Source organism: Lacimonas salitolerans, from assembly GCF_042677865.1.
Lineage (GTDB): Bacteria > Pseudomonadota > Alphaproteobacteria > Rhodobacterales > Rhodobacteraceae > Lutimaribacter > Lutimaribacter salitolerans.
Window position 1 is genome coordinate 1 of the sequence record NZ_JBHUDD010000055.1, and the last position, 20,462, is coordinate 20,462.

At 65.5% G+C, this 20,462-nt stretch carries 16 protein-coding genes and 2 riboswitches; of the genes, 7 read left to right on the forward strand and 9 right to left on the reverse strand.

The annotated features are described in order from the left end of the window. Both ACFTOW_RS10260 and ACFTOW_RS10265 read right to left on the reverse strand, forming a co-directional pair. On the reverse strand, positions 1-1,971 hold a 1,971-nt coding region (locus tag ACFTOW_RS10260), incomplete at its 3' end, for an AsmA family protein (RefSeq protein WP_379915306.1). Between the two features lie 148 nt (positions 1,972-2,119). Next, positions 2,120-2,578 carry an NUDIX hydrolase gene (locus ACFTOW_RS10265; protein ID WP_379915308.1) on the reverse strand — a complete coding sequence of 153 codons (459 nt, stop codon included), beginning with the start codon at positions 2,576-2,578 and terminating at the stop codon, positions 2,120-2,122. 194 nt (positions 2,579-2,772) lie between these two features. On the opposite strand from ACFTOW_RS10265, the gene rimO reads away from it, so the two are divergent. The 3 genes from rimO (at position 2,773) to lepA (ending at position 6,489) form a co-directional block, all read left to right on the forward strand. Continuing rightward, positions 2,773-4,155 (forward strand): 30S ribosomal protein S12 methylthiotransferase RimO, encoded by a 1,383-nt coding sequence (gene rimO, locus ACFTOW_RS10270; RefSeq protein ID WP_379915310.1) that lies wholly within the window; start codon positions 2,773-2,775, stop codon positions 4,153-4,155. Between the two features lie 86 nt (positions 4,156-4,241). Next, positions 4,242-4,604, forward strand: coding sequence for a thiol-disulfide oxidoreductase DCC family protein (locus tag ACFTOW_RS10275; protein ID WP_379915312.1), 363 nt, complete (start codon positions 4,242-4,244; stop codon positions 4,602-4,604). A gap of 82 nt (positions 4,605-4,686) precedes the next feature. Then, positions 4,687-6,489, forward strand: coding sequence for a translation elongation factor 4 (gene lepA, locus ACFTOW_RS10280; protein WP_379915314.1), 1,803 nt, complete (start codon positions 4,687-4,689; stop codon positions 6,487-6,489). A gap of 103 nt (positions 6,490-6,592) precedes the next feature. Here lepA and hspQ read toward each other — a convergent pair whose 3' ends face one another. Beyond that, positions 6,593-6,919, reverse strand: a complete 327-nt coding sequence (gene hspQ, locus ACFTOW_RS10285; RefSeq protein WP_379915412.1) for a heat shock protein HspQ — start codon at positions 6,917-6,919, stop codon at positions 6,593-6,595. A 189-nt stretch (positions 6,920-7,108) separates the two neighbouring features. Between hspQ and ACFTOW_RS10290 the strand changes: the two genes are divergently transcribed. Then, the gene (locus ACFTOW_RS10290; protein ID WP_379915316.1) at positions 7,109-7,699 is read left to right on the forward strand and encodes a transglycosylase SLT domain-containing protein; all 591 of its coding nucleotides are present in this window, start codon (positions 7,109-7,111) and stop codon (positions 7,697-7,699) included. A 6-nt stretch (positions 7,700-7,705) separates the two neighbouring features. On the opposite strand, the gene ACFTOW_RS10295 is transcribed toward ACFTOW_RS10290, so the two are convergent. Next, entirely contained in the window at positions 7,706-10,675 is a 2,970-nt protein-coding gene (locus ACFTOW_RS10295; protein WP_379915318.1) for an error-prone DNA polymerase, read from the reverse strand. Positions 10,676-10,799: 124 nt separating this feature from the next. On the opposite strand from ACFTOW_RS10295, the gene ACFTOW_RS10300 reads away from it, so the two are divergent. Then, complete coding sequence (locus ACFTOW_RS10300; RefSeq protein WP_379915320.1) at positions 10,800-11,675, forward strand: inositol monophosphatase family protein; 876 nt, start codon at positions 10,800-10,802, stop codon at positions 11,673-11,675. 131 nt (positions 11,676-11,806) lie between these two features. Here the strand turns inward: ACFTOW_RS10300 and gcvP are convergent, their stop codons facing one another. From gcvP to ACFTOW_RS10320, 4 genes are all read right to left on the reverse strand, one after another. After that, positions 11,807-14,659, reverse strand: coding sequence for an aminomethyl-transferring glycine dehydrogenase (gcvP, locus tag ACFTOW_RS10305; protein WP_379915322.1), 2,853 nt, complete (start codon positions 14,657-14,659; stop codon positions 11,807-11,809). 113 nt (positions 14,660-14,772) lie between these two features. Further along, on the reverse strand, positions 14,773-15,132 hold the full coding sequence (gene gcvH / locus ACFTOW_RS10310) for a glycine cleavage system protein GcvH (RefSeq protein WP_379915324.1): 360 nt from the start codon (positions 15,130-15,132) through the stop codon (positions 14,773-14,775). Between the two features lie 21 nt (positions 15,133-15,153). Further along, the gene (gcvT, locus tag ACFTOW_RS10315; protein WP_379915326.1) at positions 15,154-16,281 is read right to left on the reverse strand and encodes a glycine cleavage system aminomethyltransferase GcvT; all 1,128 of its coding nucleotides are present in this window, start codon (positions 16,279-16,281) and stop codon (positions 15,154-15,156) included. 79 nt (positions 16,282-16,360) lie between these two features. Continuing rightward, positions 16,361-16,437, reverse strand: a riboswitch (glycine riboswitch). After that, positions 16,438-16,524, reverse strand: a riboswitch (glycine riboswitch). It abuts the riboswitch before it with no gap. A gap of 50 nt (positions 16,525-16,574) precedes the next feature. After that, the gene (locus tag ACFTOW_RS10320) at positions 16,575-17,033 is read right to left on the reverse strand and encodes an RrF2 family transcriptional regulator (protein ID WP_379915328.1); all 459 of its coding nucleotides are present in this window, start codon (positions 17,031-17,033) and stop codon (positions 16,575-16,577) included. 93 nt (positions 17,034-17,126) lie between these two features. Between ACFTOW_RS10320 and ACFTOW_RS10325 the strand changes: the two genes are divergently transcribed. Together ACFTOW_RS10325 and ACFTOW_RS10330 are read left to right on the forward strand one after the other, a co-directional pair. Beyond that, the gene (locus ACFTOW_RS10325; RefSeq protein WP_379915330.1) at positions 17,127-17,726 is read left to right on the forward strand and encodes a gamma-glutamylcyclotransferase family protein; all 600 of its coding nucleotides are present in this window, start codon (positions 17,127-17,129) and stop codon (positions 17,724-17,726) included. Next, positions 17,719-18,978 carry a DUF2254 domain-containing protein gene (locus tag ACFTOW_RS10330; protein ID WP_379915332.1) on the forward strand — a complete coding sequence of 420 codons (1,260 nt, stop codon included), beginning with the start codon at positions 17,719-17,721 and terminating at the stop codon, positions 18,976-18,978. The genes ACFTOW_RS10325 and ACFTOW_RS10330 overlap by 8 nt, the downstream gene beginning before the upstream one ends. A gap of 20 nt (positions 18,979-18,998) precedes the next feature. On the opposite strand, the gene gltX is transcribed toward ACFTOW_RS10330, so the two are convergent. After that, positions 18,999-20,324: a glutamate--tRNA ligase gene (gltX, locus tag ACFTOW_RS10335; protein ID WP_379915334.1), complete on the reverse strand. Its 1,326-nt coding sequence runs from the start codon at positions 20,322-20,324 to the stop codon at positions 18,999-19,001. Between the last annotated feature and the right edge of the window lie 138 nt (positions 20,325-20,462).

Here is a 20,462-nt window from a genome sequence, read left to right on the forward strand (position 1 = left end):
CGTTCTCATCCTGATTGACGCTGGATTCTCAGCCTGTTTGTCGCGCGGCAGCAGCCCGCGTTTCAGCTCTTCCTCGACCTTGTCCTTGACCACGTCCTCGACGCTCTGGCCGTCTTGGCGCTGCACGCCCAGCTCTTCGGTCACGCGATCCTCGACCCGCTGGCGCACCTGCTGCTCCCTGGCGTCGATCTCGGCCTGAAAGTTCTGTTTCACGGCACTCTCAAGATCGATGGTGATCTTCGGATCGGCCCAGGGCCCGCGAATCCGCACCGGCACCGACACCCCGCGCCCGTCGCGCGCGGTCAGCGAAACGGGCGTCACGGTATAGTCGATGGCCTGACCGCCCAGATCGACCGTCCCGGCACCGGTCGCACGGGCAAAGGGCAACGCCATGGTCAGATCGTCATTGCGCAGCACGCCGCCCGCCATGGTGAAACTTGCACTTGTCGTATCGAACACCGTGGTGCCGCCGCTGGCCATGTCTCCGCGCATCAGCCGGTCCAGGTCGATCCCTTCGATCACGCCCCTGCCGGTGGAAAACCCGCCATCACCACGCAGCGAGCGCATGATCGCGTCCAGCGTCTGACCCACGCCCAGAAACTCCACCCGCGCCTCGCCGGTGGCACGAAAGCGGTCGATCCCGGCAGCGGCGGTCAGCAACGCCTGCATGTCCACGCCATCGGCGCGCAGCCGCCCGCCCACCGACAGGCCCGAGCGGTTGTTCATCACGAAATCACCCGCAATCCGCCCGCCATAGGCATCGATGCGCGCGATATCGACCACCGCGCGGGCGGTGTCATTGGTCACGCGCACCCGGGTTTCGCCCAGATCGAACTGGCCCAGATCGACCGATTGCGCCGACAAGGACACATCGGCATCGAACGCCGACAGCCCGCTGGCATCGATCCGCGTCTTCGACCACCCCGCACCCACCTCCGGGGCAGACGCGCCAGCAGCCCCATCGCCATCCGATGCCGCAAGCGCCGTCAGGTCCAGCGCCCCGGCAGACAATTGCCCGGTCACACGCGGCACATCGCTAAACGCGACGGTGATCGCCCCGGTCAGCCGATTGCTGTCCAGCCCAAGGCGCAGGTCGTCCAGCACCGCCCTTGTGCCGTTGAAGTCCAGATTGGCCGAGACATCCATCGTCCGCCCCAGCCCGCGCGGCACGCTGACCCCTGGCACGCCAAGCGCGGCCAGCGCAGCCCCGGTGTCGGGCAGATCGGCGCGCAGGGCACCTTGGGCAAACAGCCCCGGCCCGCCCTTGCCATCAAACGTGACCTCGCCGCCCGCCAGCCGCGCGCTGGCCTTCATGGGTTGCGGCGTGCCATCGAACAGCCCGCCGAAATTCTGCACCGTCGCGGTGATCTCGACCGGCGTGTTGCCCGGTTGCAGGCCCAGCACGAAATCGGCGGCCCCCGCCGCATCGGGCCAGCGCATGTCGAAGTCCACGCCTTCATAGGTGCTGGTCGTGCCGGTTGCCCCGTCGGTGTAGATCACGCTGGCATTGCGGATCACCGCCCGGTCCAGCGTCAGGGCCAGCGGGTTGGGGGCGGCGTCGGACACGCCCGAGGGGCTGACGCCCTCGACGCCCACCTCCCAGTTGGCGCGCCCGTCGGCGGCGGTCTGCAGCCGGATCACAGGATTCACGGTCTCAAAGCCGGTGATGCGGATACTGCCGCCGATCAGGGCCGCCATGTCCACCCCCAGCTTCAGGCTGTCGGCCTGCATCATCGGCGCGTCACCGGCCCAATCGGCATTGGCAATCGCCATCTGCCCGGTGGCCACGCCGAGGACCGGCCAGAAGCTGACCTGCGTGTCCCCCGACAGGGTCACGCTGCGGCCCGTCTGCGCCTCGATCTGCTGGGCGGCGATGCGGGCGATCCTGTCGCCGGGCAGGAAAAACAGCGACACCACCGCGACCAGCACCAGCACGAAGACGAACCCGATCAGGCGAAAAAGCCAGCGCATGCGAACCCCCTTGCGATTTGCGCAAACCTTACCGCCAACAGGCCGGGCGCGACAATGGTCCACGCCATTCGCACGGCAGATTCCAGCCCGGAGTCACAAAGGAAAGCCACAGGTCGCAAGCGCGACCCGGAGCCACCGGATCAAAGGCCTACAGCTTGCGCAGCAGCGCCTTCAGATCGGTCTCGTCCACCAACTCTGCCGCCTCTTTCGGGGTGACCCAGTTGCGGGTGCGTTCATCCACCTCGGGGTATTTGTCGGCCATCGCAATGACGTTCACGCGATAGACCTGCGCGCGCACCGGCAAGGGCACGCCACCCGAAAGGATCTTGTAGTAATCGAAATGCCCGACCGGCTTGTGCTTGATCCGGGCCTTTTTCACCCCGGCCTCTTCCCAGGCCTCCTGCAGGGCGGCCTGCGGATCGCTGCGGTCGTCCATCGGCCAGCCCTTGGGCAAAATCCACCGGCCGGTATCGCGCGAGGTGATCAACAACACCTTCAGACCGGCCTTGCCCTTCTTGCAGCACAAGGCAGCCACCTGACGGTGCCATGTCGTGCCGCGTGGAAGCTGAACCGGCTCGGCCCAGCCTTTCTTGAAGGGTTTGGTCACTTGAACTCACCTGCCCGGAGATTTATTACTCTAGTTGTATATGTGAATGTGTAACCGATTTTTTAACATAGGGCAGGAAATTTCTGCAATGCAGGGCAAAAAAGACTGCTCGCGCCTATTCGTTGCACATTGACCGCATGCAGGTGCGTCCAATCCCCTTCCCCCTGCCGCCGCGCCGATGTATCACGCCGCCCATGCAGAACCCACCCGACCTTCGCCCCGATCTTGCCCGCGCCCGTGTCTCGGAAACGAAACGCGATGGCCAGCCGACCATCGGCATGGTCAGCCTTGGCTGTCCCAAGGCGCTGGTCGACAGCGAACGCATCCTGACCCGGCTGCGCGCCGAGGGCTATGGCATCAGCGCCGATTATGCCGGGGCCGATGCGGTGATCGTGAACACCTGCGGTTTTCTGGACAGCGCCAAGGCCGAAAGCCTGGAGGCCATCGGCGAGGCGCTGGCCGAGAATGGCCGCGTGATCGTCACCGGATGCCTGGGGGCCGAGCCCGATTACATCACCGGCGCACACCCGCGCGTTCTGGCCGTGACCGGCCCGCATCAGTATGAACAGGTGCTGGACGCGGTCCATGCCGCCGTGCCGCCCAGCCCCGATCCGTTCATCGACCTGCTGCCTGCCAGCGGCGTCAGCCTGACGCCGCGCCACTACAGTTACCTCAAGATCGCCGAGGGCTGTAACCACAAGTGCAAGTTCTGCATCATCCCCGACATGCGCGGCAGGCTTGCCAGCCGTCCGGCCCATGCCGTGCTGCGCGAGGCGGAAAAGCTGGTGGAAAGCGGCGTCAAGGAACTGCTGGTGATCAGCCAGGACACCTCGGCCTATGGCACCGACATCAAGCACGCGACCGAGCGGGGGCATCGTGCCCACATAACCGACCTGGCCCGCGATCTGGGGTCGCTGGGCGCGTGGGTGCGGCTGCATTACATCTATCCTTATCCGCATGTGCGCGACCTGATCCCGCTGATGACGGCCCATTCAGACTCGGGGGGGCTGGTGCTGCCCTATCTGGATGTGCCGTTCCAGCACGCCCATCCCGACACGCTGCGCCGCATGGCGCGCCCCGCCCATGCCGAACGCACGCTGGACCGGATCGCCGAATGGCGCGCGATCTGCCCCGACATCACCCTGCGCAGCACCTTCATCGTGGGCTACCCGGGCGAGACCGAGGCAGAGTTCCAGACCCTGCTGGACTGGCTGGACGAGGCGCAACTGGATCGCGTGGGCTGTTTTCAGTACGAGAACGTGGCAGGCGCACGCAGCAACGCCCTGCCCGACCATGTGGACCCTGCGGTAAAGCAGGACCGTTGGGACCGCTTCATGCAAAAGGCGCAGGCGATCTCCGAGGCCAAGCTGGCCGCCAAGGTCGGCCTGCACATGGATGTGATCGTGGATGACATCGACGAGGACGGCATCGCCACCTGCCGCACCAAGGCCGACGCGCCCGAAATCGACGGCAACCTGTTCATCGACGAAGACACCGGGGGGTTGGCCGTGGGCGATATCGTCAAGGTCGAGGTGGACGAGGCCGGCGAGTATGACCTGTGGGGTCGGCGGACCTAGGGGTCAGCCCGCAACACCGGACCTGACATCGGTCCGAGAAGAGTGTGCCGCCCTTGACCCGGCCACCCGCGTCCTATCTTCGGCGTATGGAAAAACTCCGCATCCTGCACAATGACACCTGCCCGATCTGTTCGCGCGAAGTGGCCTCATATGCCCGCATCGCGGATCGCACCGGGCTGCCCTTGCAGATCGACGGGTTGGAGGCCGCGCCCGACTGGGGCCTTGACCGCGACACCGCCGCGCAAAGCTTCCGGGTCGAATTGAACGGCGCACGCCTCGAAGGGCTGGACGCGTTTCGCGCGCTGTGGGAGCGGCTGCCGGGCTGGCGCTGGCTGGCGTGGGTCACCGGCCTGCCGGGGGTGCATTGGCTGGCCGATCTGGGCTATCGCCATCTGGCGGCACCCGCACTTTACGCGCTGCACCGGCGCCGACAACGCCGCGCTGCGTGATCCGGCGGCGACGCGCAATCTGGCCATCGGCAATGCACACGCCACCTTGACCACACCCTGTTTCCACAGCATATGCGTTGCCATGAACACACCGCTTTCGCACATCCGCAACTTCTCGATCGTGGCCCATATCGACCATGGTAAATCCACCTTGGCCGACCGGCTGATCCAGTCCACCGATCTTGTCGTGCGCCGCGACATGAAAGAGCAGATGCTCGACGCGATGGACATCGAACGCGAACGCGGGATTACCATCAAGGCCAACACCGTGCGGCTGGATTACACCGCCGAGAACGGCGAGCAATACGTGCTGAACCTGATCGACACGCCCGGTCACGTCGATTTCGCCTACGAGGTCAGCCGCTCGATGCGCGCGGTCGAAGGATCGCTGCTGGTCGTCGACAGCACCCAGGGGGTCGAGGCGCAGACGCTGGCCAATGTCTATCAGGCCATCGACGCCAATCACGAGATCGTGCCAGTCCTGAACAAGATCGACCTGCCCGCGTCCGATTGCGACCGCGTGGCCGAACAGATCGAGGATGTCATCGGCATCGACGCCTCGGATGCGATCCGGGTCAGCGCAAAGACCGGCGTCGGCATCAAGGAAACGCTGGAGGCCATCGTGCACCGCCTGCCCGCCCCCAGGGGGGTCGAGGATGCACCGCTCAAGGCGATGCTGGTGGACAGCTGGTATGACAGCTATCTGGGCGTGGTCGTGCTGGTGCGCATCATGGACGGGCGCATGAAAAAGGGCGACCAGATCCGCATGATGCAGACCGGCGCGCGCTATGGCGTCGACCGGATCGGCGTGTTCCGCCCCGCGATGGAGAATGTCGACAGCCTTGGCCCCGGCGAGATCGGATTCATCACTGCCTCGATCAAGCAGGTGCGCGACACCAAGGTGGGCGACACAATCACGCACGAAAAAAAGGGCACCGACACCGCCCTGCCGGGCTTCAAACCCTCGGTGCCCGTGGTTTTCTGCGGCCTGTTCCCGGTGGACAGCGCACAATTCGAAGACCTGCGCGACGCGATCGAGAAACTGGCGTTGAACGACGCCTCTTTCAGCTACGAGATGGAAACCTCGGCCGCGCTGGGATTCGGCTTTCGCTGCGGTTTCCTGGGGCTCTTGCACCTCGAGGTGATCCGCGACAGGATCGAACGCGAATACGATATCGAGCTGATCACCACCGCGCCCTCGGTGATCTATCACGTCCACATGAAGGACGGCACCAAGATCGACCTGCACAATCCCGCCGACATGCCCGACCCCTCGAACGTCGATTTCGTCGAGGAACCGCGCATCAAGGCCACCATCCTGGTCCCCGACGAGTTTCTGGGCGACGTGCTGAAACTGTGCCAGGACCGGCGCGGGTTGCAAGAGGACCTGACCTATGTGGGCGGTCGCGCGATGGCGGTCTATGACCTGCCGCTGAACGAAGTGGTGTTCGATTTTTACGACCGGCTGAAATCGGTCACCAAGGGCTATGCCAGCTTTGACTACCAGTTGATGGGCTACCGGCAGGACAACCTGGTGAAAATGTCGATCCTGGTGAATGACGAGCCGGTGGATGCGCTGTCGATGATGGTCCACCGTGACCGCGCGGAAATGCGGGGCCGGTCGATGTGCGAAAAGCTGAAAGACCTGATCCCACGTCACATGTTCAAGATTCCCGTGCAGGCCGCCATCGGCGGCAAGGTGATCGCCCGCGAAACCATCGCCGCGCTGCGCAAGGACGTGACCGCAAAATGTTACGGCGGCGACGCCACGCGCAAGCGCAAGCTGCTGGACAAGCAAAAGGCCGGCAAGAAGAAGATGCGTCAGTTCGGCAAGGTGGACATCCCGCAGGAAGCGTTCATCTCGGCGCTGAAGATGGACAGCTGAGGCCGGAACCGGCCCGTAGGGCGGGTGCAAACCCACCGTCCCGGCCAACCTATCGCCACCCGGGGTGGGTTTGCACCCACCCTACGGATTGCCCACGCAGCGTTCAGTTCAACTGGAAATGCAGCGGATACTGCCCGTCCTCGTAGGGGCCGAACAGGTCGGGAATGTCGGGGTGGTCCACCGGCTCGCCCGAGGTGTCGGGCAGCAGGTTCTGCTCGGACACATAGGCGATGTAATAGCTGGTCTCGTTCTCGGCCAGCAGGTGATAATAGGGCTGATCCTTGGACGGGCGCAGCTCTTCGGGGATGGACTGATACCATTCCTCGGTGTTGTTGAACCGCGGATCGACATCGAAAACCACGCCCCGAAACGGATGCTTCTTGTGGCGCACCACCTGTCCCAGATTGTATTTTGCCCGTGTTTTCAACACCATGTCGTCCATACCGAAAGACCCCTCTCGTCCAACGCTTACAGATGCCCTTTTTCGGCCCGAGAATCAAGGAAACACTCTGTGTGCCGGGCCTGACGACGCGGAAAGCCCCTGCCGTTCGCAAATCGTGATTTCCCCCGACAGGGTTTTTCGATAGACTGCAAAAAAAGACAAAAAAGCGAGAGGCAGATGAGCAGACTTCTTCGCGCAATGGTATTGTTGATGGTCCTGGCCTCTTGTGGAGGAGGGGACTTTTCGGCACCGCGCAACCTTGACAACGCCTGTGCGATCCTGTCGGAGCGCCCGAAATACGGCCGTGCCTTTGCCGCGACCCAGCGCAAGTGGGGCGTGCCCGTGGCGGTGCAGATGGCCACGATCTATCAGGAAAGCAAATTCATCGGCAACGCGCGCACGCCGTTCCGCTATAGCCTGGGGGTGATCCCGATGGGCCGCCAAAGCTCGGCCTATGGCTACAGTCAGGCGCTGGACGGCACGTGGGATGAATACCGCACCGAGACCGGCCGCCGCAGCGCCCGGCGCGACCGGATCGACGACGCCACCGATTTCATGGGCTGGTACATGACCAAATCGCGCGAGCGGAACGGGATTTCCCTGTCGGATGCGCGTAATCAATACTTGGCCTATCACGAGGGGCACACCGGATTTTCGCGCCGCAGCTACACCGTGAAAAGCTGGCTGATGCGCGTCGCGGACGAGGTCGGACAGCGCGCGGTGATCTACGACGCGCAACTGGCCACCTGCCCAAGACGCCTGCGCTGACGCCGCCTAATCCGGGTTGCCTTTTGTATAGCTGATCCTTGACAGGTCGGGCGCACGACGCGTGCCCGGCCCCGCGGCCACCGCCGCACCTTCGGGCGGGGTCAGCAGACCGCGCAGCAGCGCCAGCGGATGCGCGCGCAGGCTCAGCCGGGTGGAGACGTAATCCTCGACCACCTCTTCGCCCAGGGTCATCGCGGGCAGGTTTGCCTGCGGCTCGTCGATCGCCTCGCCGTCCATGTCGCCCTCGAACAGCGGCAGCGGTTTGGCCGACCGGATCGCGCTGGCCTGCCACAGCGCCTCGCGCCGGGTCAGGCCAAGCCCGGCGAACACATCCGCCTCGGCCAGCCGCGCCAGCATCGCGGGGGCCAGCCCCGCCCGCCGCCAGACATCCGTGACCGACAGATAGCCATTGCCGCGCGCCGCCGCGATCCACCCGGCCTCATCCTCGCCCAGCCCCTTTATCTGGCGAAACCCCAGCCGCAGGGCCAGCCCGCCCTGCCCGTCAGGTTCCATCACGTTGTCCCAGAAGCTGGCGTTGATGCAGACCGGGCGCACCGTGACCCCGTGTTCACGCGCATCCCGCACGATCTGGGCGGGCGCATAGAACCCCATCGGCTGGCTATTCAGCAGCGCGCAGGCAAAGATGCCGGGATGATGGCACTTGATCCAGGCGCTGGCATAGACCAGCAGCGCAAAGCTGGCGGCGTGGCTTTCGGGAAACCCGTAAGACCCGAAGCCCTCGATCTGGCTGAAACAGCGGTCTGCAAAATCCTCGTCATAGCCATTCGCGCGCATCCCGCGCATGAACCGCGCGCGAAACTCGCTGACGTTGCCGTGTTTCTTGAAGGTCGCCAGCGAACGGCGCAGGCGGTCCGCCTCGTCCGGGGTGAACCCCGCGCCGACGATGGCGATCTGCATCGCCTGCTCCTGAAACAGCGGCACGCCCAGCGTCTTGCCCAGCACCGCCCCCAGCGCATCCGACGGGAACGATACCTGCTCTTCGCCGTTGCGGCGGCGGATATAGGGGTGCACCATGTCGCCCTGAATGGGGCCGGGCCGGATGATCGCCACCTCGATCACCAGATCGTAGAAACAGCGCGGGCGCATGCGCGGCAGGAAATTCATCTGCGCGCGGGATTCGACCTGGAACACGCCCACGCTGTCGGCCCGGCACAGCATGTCATAGGTGCGGGCATCCTCGGGCGGCAGGGTGGCCAGCGTGTAATCCAGCCCGTGATGCCCCGCCATAAGGTCGAACGCCTTGCGGATGCAGGTCAGCATCCCAAGGCTCAGGACATCGACCTTGAGGATGCCCAGCGTGTCGATATCGTCCTTGTCCCAGCAGATGACGGTGCGATCCTCCATGCTGGCGTTCTCGATCGGCACCAGCTCGTCCAGCCGCCCCTCGGTCATGATGAAGCCGCCGACATGCTGGCTCAGATGCCGGGGAAAGCCGATGATCTGCCCGATCAGCCGCAGGGTGCGGGCCAGATGCGGGTCGCTCGGGTCCAGCCCGATTTCGCGCAGCCGCTGGGGCTCGGTGCCCGTGGTGGCGTAAAACCCCCACAGCTGCGAGGACAGCGTGGCAATCGTGTCCTGCGCCAGCCCCATCGCGCGGCCCACCTCGCGGATCGCCCGCTTGCCGCGATAATGGATCACCGTGGCACACAGCCCCGCGCGGTGGCGGCCATAGCGGTCATAGATCCACTGGATCACCTCTTCGCGGCGTTCGTGTTCGAAATCCACGTCGATATCCGGCGGCTCGTCCCGCGCCTCGGACACGAAGCGTTCGAACACCATCGTGCCGATCTCGGGGGAAACCGAGGTGACGCCAAGGCAGTAGCAGACCACAGAATTGGCCGCCGACCCGCGCCCCTGACACAGGATGCCGCGCGACCGGGCAAAGGCCACCACGTCATGCACGGTCAGAAAATACGGCTCGTACCGCAGCTTGGCGATCAGGGTCAGCTCATGGTCCAGCAGGCCGCGCACCCGGTCGGGCGCGCCATGGGGATAGCGCCAGCGCAACCCCGCCTCGGCCAGACGGCGCAAACGGCCGGTGGGGGTCTCACCCGGTGCCACCTCGGACGGGTAGTCATAGCGCAGCGCGTCCAGCGAGAATGTCAGCCGCGCCGCCAGCGCCCCCGCCGCATCCACCGCGCCGGGATGCGCGGCGAAGATGCGCCGCATCTCGGCATCGGATCTCAGACGCTGCTCGCCATTGGCCAGCGCGGCGCGGCCCAGCTGATCGACGCGCCGGCCCTGCCGGATCGCGGCCAGCACATCGGCCAGTTGCCGCCGCGCGCCGTGATGCATGATGGGCCGGGCCGAGGCCACGGTGCGCAGGCCCAGCCGCGCCGCCAGCGCCGCCTGCGCGTCCAGCCGCGCGCCATCCTGCCCGTCATAGCAGGGATGCATCAGCAGGTGCATCTGCGGCCCAAGGCGGCGCGTCAGCCGCTGCGCCTGCGGCAGCCACCCGTCCGCGCCGCGCGGCGACAGCAGCGTGCGCGGCGGGTGCAGCAGCAGCTCCAGCCCCGGCGCGCGCTCCCACAGATCGTCCAGCCGCAGCAGGCACTGCCCCTTGGGCGCGCGCAGACGGCCCGTTGTCAGCAGACGGCACAGGTTGGCCCAGCCCTGCCGGTCCCGCGGCAGGGCGGTCAGGCGCAGCCCGCACTCCAGCACCAGACAGGCCGCCGGGATCAGCCGCGGCGCGCGCAGATCGGGGGTTTGGGCGGGCCGCCCCGGCTGGCCCGGACCGATCACGCCATTGGCGGCCTCGTCCCTGCGCCGCGCCTCCAGATCGCGCGCCAGATCACGGGCGCGGGCATGGGCGCGCACGATGCCCGCCACGCTGTTTTCATCGGCCACCGCCAGCGCCGGCAGACCCATCGTCATGGCACGCATCATCATCTCCTCGGGGTGCGATGCCCCGGTGAGAAAGGTGAAATTCGACGTGGCGGACAGCTCTGCAAACATGATGCACCAGTATATTCCCCTTTTGTTCTTTTTCGAGTCCCGATTTGACGCGACTGCCCGCGTTGCAATGCCGACCGCCTGCTGGCAATCAAAGGCTGACCCAGAAAACCCGAGGCGAATCCCCATGTCCCCAGACCTGCCCGCCGTCGTCACCGGCCCGCTGAGTGCGGCCCAGCAGACCAGCCTGATCAACATCATCCGCCGCGCGGCCCGCACCGAGATCCTGCCGCGCTTTCGCCGCCTGACAACCAGCCAGATCGCCACCAAATCACGCCCCGACGATCTGGTGACCGAGGCCGACACCGCCGCCGAGGCGATGATCGCACGCGGGCTGGCAGCCATGTTTCCCGGTGCCGTGATCGTCGGTGAAGAGGCCGCGATGGATGACCCGTCGCTACGCGACAAGGCGGCAGAGGCGGAGCTGGCCTTCATCATCGACCCGGTAGACGGGACGTGGAATTTCGCCCACGGGCTGGGCGTGTTCGGCGTGATCCTGGCCGCCACCCGCTATGGCAGGCCGGTGTTCGGGCTGATTTATGACCCGCTGGCCGATGACTATGTCATCGCCGATCACACCAGCCCCGCCCATCACATCAGCGCCACGGGGCGCAAGACCGTGCTGACCATGTCTTCGGGCGGCCCCATCGCACGGCTGTCCGGCTTTACCCATATGTCGCTGATGCCCAAGGGCGTGCAGAAAACCCTGGCCCCGCTGCTGACCGCGTTCAACCGCACCGATGCGCTGCGCTGCTCGGCCCATGAATACCGCATGGCCGCCCTTGGCCACGCCGATTTCATCCTGTCGGGCACGCTGAACCCCTGGGACCATGCGGCAGGCGTGCTGATCTGCCAGCGCGCGGGTGGCGCGGCGAAGATGCTGGATGGCAGCGACTACACCATCGCGCAAAATCAAGGCTACCTGCTGACCGCCGCCGACGCCGCCACATGGGACGCCGTGGCCGAGGTGCTGGACCCGCTGCAGGACACCGCCGCGGCATAGACCACGGGCGTTGCGGGGGTCTCGGGTCCTTCATTCATCTTGCCCGATAAACTCCCGCCGGAGGCATCCGCCGGGGCAAACCCGAACCACGCAAAAAGTGGCGCGCCCCGGTCTGGCGGCGCGCCACTTTTTTACTCCGCGGCCTCGGCATACTCGCTCATCGGCGGGCAGGTGCAGATCAGGTGCCGGTCGCCATAGGCATTGTCCACCCGGTTGACCGGCGGCCAGTACTTGTCGACGCGAAAGGCCCCCGGCGGAAAACAGCCCTGTTCGCGGCTGTAGGGACGATCCCAGTCGCGCACCAGATCCTCCATCGTGTGCGGCGCGTGCTTCAGCGGGTTGTTCGCCGCATCCATCCGGCCCTCCTCGATGGCGCGGATTTCCGCGCGGATCGCCAGCATGGCGTCACAGAACCGGTCCAGCTCGGCCTTGGTCTCGGACTCGGTGGGTTCGACCATCAGCGTGCCGGCCACAGGCCAGCTCATCGTCGGTGCATGGAATCCGCAATCGATCAGCCGCTTGGCGATGTCATCCACCGTGATGCCCGCGCTGTCGGCAAAGGGCCGGGTGTCGAGGATGCATTCATGCGCCACGCGCCCCGTCGGCCCCTTGTAGAGCACGTCATACGCCCCCTCCAGCCGCCGCGCGATGTAGTTGGCGTTCAGGATCGCCACACGCGTCGCCTGCGTCATCCCCTCGCCCCCCATCAGCAGCACATAGGCCCACGAGATCGCCAAGATCGAGGCCGAGCCGAAGGGCGCCGCCGAGACCGGCCCCGCCTCGCCGCCGGTTTCGGGATGGCCCGGCAGATGCACGGCCAGATGCGCCTTGACGCCGATGGGGCCCATGCCCGGGCCACCCCCGCCATGCGGGATGGCAAAGGTCTTGTGCAGGTTCAGGTGGCTGACATCGCCCCCCAGATCGCCGGGGCGCGACAGGCCCACCATGGCATTCAGGTTGGCCCCGTCGATATAGACCTGACCGCCGTGATCATGAACGATCTGGCAGACATCCTTGACCGATTCCTCGAACACGCCATGGGTGCTGGGATAGGTGATCATGCAGCCCGCCAGGTTGTCGGAATGCTGCTCTGCCTTGGCACGGAAATCCTCCAGATCAATATCGCCATTGGCCGAGGATTTGATCGGCACCACGGTCCAGCCCACCATCTGTGCGCTGGCCGGGTTGGTACCATGCGCGTTCATCGGGATAAGGCAGATGTTGCGATGACCCTGCCCTTGCGCGCGATGCCATGCGGCGATGGTCAGCAGCCCGGCATATTCACCCTGCGCGCCCGAATTGGGCTGCATCGACATGGCGTCATACCCGGTGATCTCGCACAGTTTCTCCGACAGGTCCTGCACCATCTGGGTATAGCCCTGCGCCTGATCGAGGGGGGCAAAGGGATGCATGTCGGAAAACTCGGGCCAGCTGATCGGCATCATCTCGGCGGCGGCGTTCAGCTTCATCGTGCACGACCCCAGCGGGATCATCGCGCGGTCCAGCGCCAGATCGCGGTCGGCCAGACGGCGCATGTAGCGCATCATTTCCGTCTCGGCCCGGTTCATGTGAAACACGCCGTGGGTCATGTACTCCGAGGAGCGGATCAGCGCCTCGGGCAGGCAGTAGTCCGCATCCAGATCGGCATCCTTGCGCTGGATGCCAAAGGCGCGCCAGACCGCTTCGATCACCGCCGGGCGGGTCGCCTCGTCAAAGGTGATGCCGACCTTGGTTTTGCCGACGCGGCGCAGGTTCACGCCTTCCTTGACCGCCGCCTGGATCACCCCGCGCTGGAACAGCCCGACCTCGACCGTGATGGTGTCAAAGAAACCGTCCTGCGGCTCGATTTCGAATCCGGCGGCTTCCAGCCCGCGTGCCAGCCGCACGGTCTTGCGATGGATGCGTTGCGCGATCGCCTTCAGCCCCTTTGGCCCGTGAAACACCGCATACATCGACGCCATGACCGCCAGCAGCGCCTGCGCGGTGCAGACGTTGCTGGTGGCCTTTTCGCGGCGGATATGCTGCTCGCGCGTCTGCAGGGACAGCCGGTAGGCGCGGTTGCCGTGGCTGTCGACGGAAACGCCCACCAGACGGCCCGGCATCGCGCGCTTGTAGGCGTCGCGGCAGGCCATATAGGCCGCGTGCGGCCCGCCATACCCCATGGGCACGCCAAAGCGCTGCGTGCTGCCGACGGCAATATCGGCCCCCATCGCGCCGGGTTCCTTGAGCAGGCATAGCGCCATCGGGTCGGCGATGACGATACCGATCGCCTTGGCATCATGCAGCGCCTGCATCTGCGGGGTGAAATCGCGCACGTGCCCGTGCGTGCCGGGATACTGGAACACGGCACCGAACACCTTGTCGGCCTCCAGCGCCTCGGGCGCGCCCACGATCACCTCGATCCCAAGAGGGGCGGCACGGGTATTCATCACGGCGATGTTCTGCGGATGGCAGTTTTCGTCAATGAAGAACGCCTTAAGCTTAGATTTCGCGACGCGCTGCGCCATGGTCATCGCCTCGGCCGCCGCCGTCGATTCGTCCAACAGGCTGGCATTGGCGATCTCGAGCCCGGTCAGGTCGGTGATCATGGTCTGGTAGTTCAACAGCGCCTCAAGCCGCCCCTGGCTGATTTCCGGCTGGTACGGCGTATAGGCCGTGTACCAGGCCGGGTTTTCCAGGATGTTGCGCTGGATCGCCGGGGGCGTGACCGTGCCGTGATAACCCTGCCCGATCAGCGAGGTCAGAACGGTATTCTTCTTCGCCACCTGCCGCATGTGCCACAGCAACTCGCGCTCGGATTTCGGCTTGCCGAAATCCAGCGGCTTTTCCTGCCGGATGCTGCGCGGCACCGTGTCGTCGATCAGCGCCTCAAGGCTGGGCGCGTCCACCACCGTCAGCATCTGGTCCATTTCCTCGGGCGATGGGCCGATGTGGCGGCGGTTGGCGAAATCATAGGGCAGGTAGTCTGTTGGCTCGAAAGGCATCTGTGTCTCCGTCTGGCGGGCGGGCGGACGAGAATTTTCGGACGAAAATTCTCGCGTTCAGGTCGGGCGCGGCAGGCCCGAGATTTTTCGGACGAAAAATCTCGGCTGTCTCGTCAGCCGATGAATTCCTGATAGGCGTCCTCGTCCATGAACTTGTCGATCTCGCCCATGTCCTCGACCTTCATCTTGAAGAACCAGGCCTCGCCCAGCGGATCATCGTTGACCATGCCGGGGGTCTCGACGATCGCGCCGTTCACCTCGACGATCTCGCCATCCAGCGGGGCGGTGATGTCGCTGGCCGCCTTGACGCTTTCGATCACCACGATCTCGTCGCCCGCGGCGACGACCGTGCCCACCTCGGGCAGTTCGACGAACACGACATCGCCCAACTGGGTGCTGGCGTGTTCCGTGATGCCGACGACGACCAGATCGCCTTCGACGCGCAGCCATTCGTGGTCTTCCGTGAATTTCATGGGGTCCATCCTGTGTTTGGGTCAGCGTTTGAAGTTTGCGGGGACAAAAGGCAGATCGGTCACGGTGACGGGCTGGCGCTTGCCACGCAGCTCGCCCCAGATCTGGGTGCCGGTTACTGCCAGCGGCGTGTCGACATAGCCCATGGCAACCGGGCCGCCCACGGTGGGGCCGAACCCGCCCGAGGTGATGGTGCCGATCTGCGTGCCGCCGGTCTGCGCATCATACAGCGCCACGCCTTCGCGCATCGGGGCACGGCCATCGGGGCGCAGGCCCACACGCTTGCGCGTCGTCCCATCGGCCAGATCGCCTTGGATCCGGTCCGCGCCGGGATAGCCGCCTGCCCGCGCGCCACCGGGGCGGCGGATCTTCTGGATCGCCCAGGTCAGACCTGCCTCGACCGGCGTTGTCGTCTCGTCGATGTCATGGCCATACAGGCACAGCCCCGCCTCCAGCCGCAGGCTGTCGCGCGCGCCCAGCCCGATGGGCAGAACGCGGTCGTCCTCCAGCAGCGCGCGGGCAAATGCCTCGGCCTTGTCGTTGGGCACGGAAATCTCGAACCCGTCCTCGCCGGTATAGCCTGAGCGCGAGACCCACGCCTCGGCCCCCGACAGGTCCAGAACGGCCACGTCCATGAACCGCATCTCCGCCACCTGCGGCGCGTGGGCGGTCAGAACCGCCTGTGCCTGCGGCCCCTGCAGGGCCAGCAACGCACGGTCGGTGATTTCCTGAACCACGATGCCCTGCGGTTCCAGTGCGGCGCGCAGATGTGCAATGTCCTGCGCCTTGCAGCCCGCATTGACCACCACGAACACATGATCGCCCCGGTTGGCCAGCATCAGGTCATCCAGAATGCCACCTGCGTCATTGGTCAGCAGCCCATAGCGTTGCCGCCCCTCGGCCAGCCCCGCGATATTGACAGGGATCAGCGCCTCGAGCGCCAGTGCGACATGTTCATAACTCTCGCCCCGGATCAGCACCTGGCCCATATGGCTGACATCGAACAGCCCAGCCTGTTGCCGCGTGTGCGTGTGCTCGGCCATCACCCCGGCAGGATACTGCACCGGCATGTCATACCCTGCAAACCCCACCATGCGCGCGCCCAGCGACAGGTGCAGATCGTGCAGCGCAAGCCGTTTCAACTCGGTCATCGACCACCCTTTCGGTCCATGCGCGGTGCTTTCGAAAGACTCACCGGGCATCTTTGCGCACCGACGCTGCGGTGCCTTTGATGCCCCCTCTGTCCCTTGCGCCTGAGATCGCTATCCCTTCGGCGGACGCCAGTTGGCGCCTCTCTCCAGAGTATTCGGATCAGCGCGGTCCCTTGGGCCTGAGAGTTTCCGGGGCGGTTGCTCCTTCGGCACCGATGCTATCGGTTCTCCCGTGCTGACGTCTGAAAGCTAACCGAGTCGCCGCGACGCGACAAGAGGTCGTTTTCCACGCCTCATGTCGTCAGCGCGCCTTCGCATGGGGTGGGCTGCAACATCTGCAACAGCAGGCCGTTGCCGCAGACCAGCGAATCCAGCCGGACCGCGTCCAGATGGGCGTAGAACGCCTCGGCCGCATCGGCGATGGCCAGACGCAGGCGGCAGGCGCTGATCAGCGGGCAGGTGTTGTCCACATCGGCAAAGCACTCGGCCAGCGGCACGCCCGCCTCAAGCTGGCGGAACACGTCGCCGATCACGATCTGATCCATCGGTCGCGCCAGCATCAAACCGCCGTTGCGCCCGCGCTGGGTGTGCAGATAGCCAAGCTGGCCCAACTGGTTGATCACCTGCGCCAGATGGTTTTCCGATGTGTTGCAGCGTTGTGCGATCTCGCTTTTGGTCACAAGACGACCGGCATTCGCCCCGCAGAACATGAGGACACGGATGGCCAGATTGGTGCGTTTGGTGATGCGCAATGGGTCGTCCCCGGTTCCTGATCATGTCGCCATCCTGTATCAGGACAGCATCGGCAGGGATTGACCTGTGTCAAGGAAGCATGGATTTGTTGCATGAATGATGCTTTTTTCTTCGGCTACGGGTCGCTTGTGAACCGCGCCACCCATCGCTTTGACAATGCGCACAGGGCGCGGATCACGGGATGGCGGCGCGCCTGGCGCGGCACGCCCTCGCGTGCGGTGGCGTTCCTGACGGCGGTGCCCGATCCGGGCGCGCAGATCGACGGGCTGATCGCGGCGGTGCCCGGCGACAGCTGGGCCGATCTGGACCTGCGCGAGCAGGCCTATGACCGCGTGGCCGTGTCCGACCTAGTCGCTCACCCCCTGCCCCACCGGCCCGATATCGCGATCTACGCCATTCCCGATGGTGCCCATCATGCGCCCAGCAAGGCGCACCCGATCCTGCTCAGCTATGTCGATGTGGTGATGCTGGGCTATTTCAACGAGTTCGGCGCCGAAGGTCTGGCCGATTTCATCGCCACCACCGATGGCTGGCACGCGCCGGTGATGGATGACCGCGCCAACCCGGTCTATCCGCGCCATCAGGCGTTGCAGCCGCAGGCCCGCCGCATGGTCGATGACGCGCTTGAACAGGCGGGCGCGCAGCGCATCGCCTTTGCGGCGGATTTCCTGAACGGTGGGTCCGATGCTTAAGTATGCGAAAATGCCCCTGATGTTCCTGCGCCGGTTTGCGCGCCGGCTGTGGGTGCGGGTCGCGCTGTTTGCGCTGCTGGCCGTCGTCGTATCGGTCGCGGCCACCTGGATCACCCAGTTCGTGCCGGACAGGCTGAGTGAACGGATCGGCCCGGATGCGGTGATGCCGGTGCTGTCGATCCTTGCCTCGTCGATGCTGGCGGTGTCGACATTTTCGCTGTCGATCATGGTCTCGTCGCACCGTGCGGCGGCAGGCAACGCCACCCCGCGCATCCATCGCATCCTGCTTGAGGATACGACCACGCAATCGGTGCTGGCCACCTTCATCGGGGCGTTCGTGTATTCGCTGACCTCGATCATCCTGTTTCGCGCCGACATCTATCCCGAACAGGCGGCCATCGTGATCATGGCCGTGACGGTGGCGGTGGTCGTGCTGGTGATCGTGGCGATGCTGCGCTGGATCAACCACCTGTCCACCCTTGGCAGCATGGATGACAGCATCCGCACCGCCTATGAACTGGCCCGCAAGAGCCTCATCAACCTGGCGAAGAACCCCGCCTTCGGCGCCAACCCGCTGACCGATGACACGGTCCTGCCCAACAGGCTGACACCGGTGCCCGCGCCGGAGTCGGGCTTTGTGCAGCTTGTCGATGTGGCCGCCCTGCAGGCCTGCACCGAGGGCGAAGCCGGCGCAGGCCGGCTGATCTATATCGACCGCCCACCGGGGCGGCATGTGCTGACAGGGCAGCCGCTGGCCCATGTTTCGGGCGATGTCACCCCGGATCAGATCCGGCGCATCGCCCACTGCTTTGTCACCGGCGATCTGCGCAGCCACGAACAGGATGCCGAATTCGGCCTGCTGGTGCTGTCCGAAATCTCGTCAAAGGCGCTGTCGCCCGGCATCAACGATCCGGGCACGTCGATCGAGGTGGTAACCCGGCTTGAAACCCTGCTGTGGGAATACGCGATTGCAGATCACAAGACCCCGCCCCAGCAGTATCCCAACGTCTTCAGCCCCGTGCCATCGGCCGAGCGTCTGATCGATGCAGGGTTTGCCGCCACCGCGCGTGACGGTGCCGGGGTGATCGAGGTGGCGGTGCAACTGCGTCAGGCGCTGCTGGAACTGGCCAACGCCCCGCGCATGGACATCCAGTCTGCCGCGCAGGCCATGGCCGACCGCGCCCTGTCCTATGCCGATGCCGCCCTGCCCTTGCCGGTGGAAAAGGACAGGCTGCGCGCTACCCAGCTCTGACCGCTCACGGCTTGCAGGTCTCAGCCGACCTGCGGCACCTTTTGCAGCAGCGGCATCAGATCGCCCATGTCCGGCCCCTTGGCCTGCCCGGTCAGCGCCAGACGCAGCGGCATGAACAGCCCCTTGCCCTTGCGGCCTGTCGCCTCTTTCACTTCGGCAGTCCATGTGGACCATGTGGCGTCGTCGAACGGCGGCGCGGGCAGCAAGGTCAGCGCCTGCGCCACGAATTCGCGGTCCTCCTCGGCCACCACGGGCTCGGCCCCATCGCGGCACAGCGCCCACCAACCGGCCAGATCGGCGCGGGTGGTGATGTTGTCGCGCGTCACAGTCCAGAACCGCTGCGCCAGATCGTCGGGCACGCCAAGGGCGGCGATCTCGTCCGCCACCGCCGCAAACGGTTGCAGTTGCAGGAAATGCGCGGTCAGCGGGAACAGATCACGCTCGTCGAACTTGGTCGGGGCCGACCCGAAACGGCCGATGTCGAAGCCCTCGGCCAGCTCTTCGAGATCGGTGCGCAATTCCACCGGGTCGCTGGACCCCAGCCGCGCCATCAGGCTGAGCAACGCCATCGGCTCGACCCCCTGTGCGCGCAGGTCCCTGATCGACAGCGCGCCCAGCCGTTTCGACAGCGCCTCGCCCTGCGGGCCGGTCAGCAGCGAATGATGCGCGAACCGCGGCACATGGCCGTCCAGCGCGCGGATGATCTGGATCTGCGTGGCGGTGTTGGTCACGTGGTCCGACCCGCGCACCACATCCGTCACACCCATCTCGGTGTCATCCACGACCGAGGCGATGGTGTACAACACCTGCCCGTCGGCGCGGATCAGCACCGGGTCGCTGACGCTGGCCGCGTCGATGGAAATCGGGCCAAGGATGCCATCTTCCCACTCGATCCGCTCGTGATCCAGCCGGAACCGCCACACGCCCGGCCCGCGCTCGGTGCGCAGGCGTGTCCTGTCCTCCTCCGACAGCGCCAGGGCGGCGCGGTCATAGACCGGGGGCTTGCCCATGTTGAGCTGCTTCTTGCGCTTGAGGTCCAGCTCGGTGGGCGTCTCGAACGCCTCATAGAACCGGCGCATGTCGCGCAGCCTGTCCGCCGCCTCGGCATAGCGATCCAGCCGCTTGGACTGATACTCGATCTTGTCCCAGGTCAGGCCCAGCCATTCCAGGTCGCGCTGGATCTGGTCGATGTATTCCTGCTTCGACCGTTCCTGATCGGTGTCGTCGATGCGCAGGATGAACGTGCCCCCTGCCTTGCGGGCGATCAGGTAGTTCATCAGCGCGGTGCGCAGGTTGCCCACATGGATGTAGCCGGTGGGCGATGGGGCGAAACGGGTGGTTGTCATGGGATGTCTCCTGTTGACGCGCGGATTGGCACAGTCGCGGGGTTTTGTCCAGAAATGGCGGTTTCGCGCGCTGGCGCAGGATGCATGCGCGTCTCGGCACAGGCCTTGTGCGTCAAACCTCTCGCCCTGCGGCAATTC